The organism is Microcystis sp. LEGE 08355 (genome assembly GCF_015207185.1).
Classification (GTDB): domain Bacteria; phylum Cyanobacteriota; class Cyanobacteriia; order Cyanobacteriales; family Microcystaceae; genus Microcystis; species Microcystis panniformis.
Genome location: NZ_JADEXI010000549.1, coordinates 1 through 3,113, shown reverse-complemented (window position 1 = coordinate 3,113; position 3,113 = coordinate 1). Strand labels below are relative to the sequence as shown.

The window sequence follows — 3,113 nt, the reverse complement described above, 5'->3', positions numbered from 1 at the left end:
TAAAAAAGCGTTCCAAGCGATGGCAAAGGTTCCAAGATAAATTAATTTACGGGTAAAACCTTCGGGGGGTAAAAATATTTTAATTTTCTCCTCGTTTTTTTGCAATTGTACCCGACTCTTGGCGGGTTTTTCAAGGTTAGAGTAAGTTAATTGCATTTCGTGGAGAGTATTTAAAGCTTGATTTGCCGCCTGTGCTGAAACAAACCTTTTTTCGAGACTAGGTTCGATTAACTGCCCTAACCAATGAACAAAAGCAGGGCTTAAATTGGCTAAATTATTTAATTGAATTTTGCCATCTTTTTGGGGTAAATCGGCGGGATGAATGCCTGTAGCTAGATAGATTAAAGTCGCTCCTAAACTGTATAAATCAGAAGCGGCAACGGTGCGACCACCGAATTGTTCGGGGGGCATATAACCGTAGGTTCCGACGATAGTTAAAGTGGCCTGTTCCTGTTTGGCAACAGTCTGGACAGAACCAAAATCAATTAAATAAACATTGCCGATACTATGACCAGTTCGATCTTTTAATAAGATATTACTAGGTTTCAAATCTCGGTGGATAATTGGCGGGTTAAGTCCATGGAGATAAATTAAAATACCTAGGATAGATTTAGCTAATTCTTGCAGGTCGGCTTCACTAAATTTGCGGCCATTTTCTATCTGTTCCTTGAGAGATTTAGCCTCGATATAACTCTGAACAAGGGCAAAACCTTGATAGGTATCGGTGCGAACTTCAAAATAGTCGATATATTCAGGAATCGAGCGACAATCTAGATGTTTAAGAGTTTCAGCTTCCCGTTGAAAGAGTTTTAAATCTGTCCATTCAAAATCGGGACTGAAGATTAATAATTTGACGACGACAGTAGCGCCCGTTTTTAGATCTTGGGCGAGAAAAGTGCGTCTTCCAGTTTGTTTACCTAACTGACTTTGAATTTGGTATCGATCGCCTAAAATTTGCCCTGGCAGCATACAATATATTCCTAGGAGAATCCTAATTCTAGACTAATCGAGAAATTTCTAAACTGCAAGCTAAGAAAACGGAAGTTTGACCGAATCATCAAAACTTTAGCATCTCTGATGATAACTGCGGCGAAATTCAATTATATCGCCCGTTTTTCGCTAATCCTTGCACTGGGCTGCTGAGGGAGGTATTTTTTCAGGTTAAAAGAGAAAATAGGCATCAGAAAAGAAAATTAGACCCTCTCCGTCTGGGAAAATGTAGTACAAAAGTTCAGAATGTCAATTCTGGCACTCCCATGCAGTCTGAAGGCGTAATTTAGACAGTCAACAGCTTAGGGGACAAGGGAGCAGTCAGTTTAATTCCGATCGAGGGGGAGTTTCCTGATATAGTTTTAAAAGCAGTCGGTTCAAGACAAAAAGACATGGTTACTAGGGGCGAACGAGGAGTAGAAGTGAGGAAAAACGAGAGCTTTTCTCTGGCTTCCTATCTGGAGGAAAAGCGGTTAATGGTCGAGTCAGCTTTGGATAGCTCTTTAGTTATCGGCAATCCCGCCAAAATCTACGAGGCGATGCGCTATTCTCTCCTCGCCGGTGGCAAACGTCTGCGGCCGATTTTATGTCTGGCTACCTGTGAATTGATGGGGGGTTCCCTAGAGATGGCTTTACCCACCGCTTGCGCCCTAGAAATGATTCACACTATGTCATTAATTCATGACGATTTACCCGCCATGGATAACGATGATTACCGACGCGGGAAATTAACCAATCATAAGGTTTTTGGCGAAGATATCGCTATTTTAGCTGGGGATGGTCTCCTGGCCTATGCTTTCGAGTATGTGGCTACCCAGACTCTTAATGTACCTCCCCTACAGATTTTAGAGGTAATTGCCCGTTTAGGTCGCACGGTCGGGGCAGCGGGTTTAGTGGGAGGTCAGGTTTTAGACTTGGAATCCGAAGGAAAACCGGATATTTCGGCAGAAACTCTCGGTTTTATCCATACTCAGAAAACCGGGGCCCTGTTGGAGACTTCTGTGGTGTCGGGGGCAGTTTTAGCGGGGGCAAAAGGGGAAGATATAGCTAAATTAGCCCGTTATGCCCAAAATATTGGCTTGGCTTTCCAAATTATCGATGATGTTCTCGATATCACGGCGACAAAGGAGGAATTGGGTAAAACCGCCGGTAAAGACCTACAGGCACAAAAAGCCACCTATCCCAGTCTCTGGGGGATAGAGGGGTCCCGCCAGCAAGCTCAACAGTTAATAGATAGTGCCATCAATGAATTGAGTGGCTACGATGAGGCCGCTGAACCTTTACGGGCCATCGCCGAGTATATTGTTAATCGTAAAAATTAAATTAAACGAATGAGATTATGCAGGACTTCCAGCAGGTGTTACACAATCAAATACTGCTAATCTCTCTTTTAGCTTGTTTCACTGCCCAGGGACTAAAAGCGCTGATTGAGTTAATCCGTGATGGTAAGGTGAGTCTGCGCTATCTAGTCTCGTCGGGGGGAATGCCTAGCGCTCACTCGGCGCTGGTGGGGGCTTTGGCTACTGGGGTAGGATTACAGATGGGTTGGTCTAGTCCCGAATTTGCCATCGCTGCGCTTTTTGCGATTATTGTTATGTATGATGCGGCCGGGGTGCGTCAGGCAGCAGGAAAACAGGCCCGGATTCTCAATCAAATTATCGATGAAATGTTCCAGGGGGGCAAGGAATTTAACGAGGAACGTTTAAAGGAATTAATTGGTCATACTCCTTTTCAAGTGCTGGTCGGTTTAAGTTTGGGTATCGGTATCGCCATCGTGATGCTCTGTCGTTAATTGAGGTGTTTTCTGGGGTTGAGATAAACTAGATTTAATAACTAAAATCTGGGGTAATCACTCATGTTACAATCCCTAAAAAAAATTGAAGGCTTTCGCGGTTTTCAAAGTTTTGAGATGGCCAATCTTGGTACGCCAATTCAAATTTGAAACGCATCAGCAGCAATGTTTGAGATAGAGGCAAAAAGGAATCAAAGTTGCCGGAATCCACGCAACAAAGTGCTGATGACTGGGTAAATTGGCACAAGCATCGCTCCAGTATTCAGCTACATGGTCTAAATAGGGTTGGCTGAATAAATCTAAAAACCTTGTTGGGTAAGACTTTTAGACT

3 protein-coding genes are annotated in these 3,113 nt (G+C 43.5%); 2 read left to right on the top strand and 1 reads right to left on the bottom strand.

Going from position 1 to position 3,113, the window contains the following annotated elements; all coding sequences use genetic code 11:
- On the bottom strand, positions 1–969 hold a 969-nt coding region (locus tag IQ242_RS20865; protein ID WP_193961266.1), incomplete at its 3' end, for a serine/threonine-protein kinase.
- A 413-nt stretch (positions 970–1,382) separates the two neighbouring features.
- Between IQ242_RS20865 and crtE the strand changes: the two genes are divergently transcribed.
- Complete coding sequence (crtE, locus tag IQ242_RS20860; protein WP_193961265.1) at positions 1,383–2,312, top strand: geranylgeranyl diphosphate synthase CrtE; 930 nt, start codon at positions 1,383–1,385, stop codon at positions 2,310–2,312.
- 17 nt (positions 2,313–2,329) lie between these two features.
- The gene (locus IQ242_RS20855) at positions 2,330–2,782 is read left to right on the top strand and encodes a divergent PAP2 family protein (protein ID WP_002768327.1); all 453 of its coding nucleotides are present in this window, start codon (positions 2,330–2,332) and stop codon (positions 2,780–2,782) included.
- The last annotated feature ends 331 nt before the right edge of the window (positions 2,783–3,113 follow it).